The 909-nt window shown below is 58.6% G+C and carries 2 protein-coding genes; both read right to left on the reverse strand.

Annotated elements, in window-relative coordinates:
- The coding region (locus tag A3730_RS23510; RefSeq protein ID WP_197477601.1) for a D-aminoacyl-tRNA deacylase at positions 1–179 on the reverse strand (179 nt) is incomplete at its 3' end.
- Positions 176–909, reverse strand: a 734-nt coding sequence (locus A3730_RS23515; RefSeq protein ID WP_063539087.1) for an alpha/beta fold hydrolase, incomplete at its 5' end; no start/stop codon positions are given. The genes A3730_RS23515 and A3730_RS23510, both read right to left, overlap by 4 nt.

Below are 909 nucleotides of genomic sequence, written 5' to 3' on the forward strand. Positions count from 1 at the left end.
CCCTGATCATCTGCAAAAACTCTGTAGCTGACAATACGTTCCGCCATCCGCTTGACCAGCTTTTCGTCATCATGCTTTTCAATGCCGATAAGCAGCACCAAGCCTTTATTGATAGCCCCCACGGTCACTCCGTCCACATCAACGCTGGCCTTGCTAACCCGCTGCATCAACACTTTCATTGCTCACCCCTTCTATCGAGTCGCATTACCGCCTTCACCAGCGCCTGGGCCACTCCCGGGTCCATGGAAGAATGCCCTCCTCCCTCAACCCAGTTGAGCACACTGTTTGGCAGCACCTGATGCAACGCCAGCGCCTGCTCCGGCGGGCAGACAAAATCCCGGCTGCCATGCACAATTTCCACCGGCACGGCACTGCCGGCACAGGCCTCAAGCAACGGTTGCTCCACAAAGCCCTCAGCAAGAAAATAATGGGTTTCCTGGCGAGCCATGCATAACTCGTCATCACTGCCCGGGCCCGGTGGCTGGGTCGGCATCTGCGCCAGGGTGGATTCCCAATTACACCAGGCCCGGGCATAACGGCGAGCGTGCTCGCCTTGCAACCCCTGATAATAACGCTCCAGCAAACTGCCGTTACCCGGTGGCGCCTGCTGCTGCAAGGCTTGCCAGGCCTGCGGGAACATCCTGGCCGCCCCGGCTTCGGTATAGAGCCAGTCGAGATCCTGGTGACGGCATAAAAAAATGCCACGCAGCACCATGCCAGTAATATGCTGTGGGAACGCGGCCAGATAAGCGAGCGCCAGGGTGGCACCCCAGGAACCGCCAAATACCATCCAGCGCTCGACGTGTAGCGCCTGTCGAATCTGTTCGAGATCGGCCAGCAAATGGCTCAGGGTATTATCCTCAATGGACGCCAGTGGCCGGCTTTGACCGGCACCGCGCTGATCAAACA

It is taken from the genome of Alcanivorax sp. HI0044 (assembly GCF_001634945.1).